The following is a 255-nucleotide window of genomic DNA, read 5'->3' as shown; positions in this document are numbered from 1 at the left end:
CCGCAGCAGATCGCGAACATGCGCGCGCGGAACATATCGACCAGGCTGTGCACGACCCGCGTCGGATCGCGCCGATCCGGGAACACCCGGGCCAAATTGTCGGCCAAGCCGAGACGCCGCTCGGCCATCGCCAGAAGCATCACGCCCCCGTTCGAGGTCAGCCGCCCGCCATCGAAGGCAGCTGTGACTTTCTTGGCGTGAACGGAGAAGGGCAGAATCGTATCATCGGTCATGGCGGGCGTGGTGTTCGCGGCT

Annotated in this window: 1 protein-coding gene; it reads right to left on the bottom strand. The window is 65.5% G+C overall.

From position 1 onward, the window contains the following. Window positions 1-233 (bottom strand): transposase (locus AC066Y_RS43380; protein WP_478279156.1); only part of this gene is annotated, 233 nt, incomplete at its 3' end. Window positions 234-255 lie beyond the last annotated feature (22 nt).

The organism is Bradyrhizobium sp. USDA3010, assembly GCF_056429065.1.
Note: the sequence above shows the minus strand (reverse complement) of the source record. Positions and strands in the feature narration are given on the sequence as shown.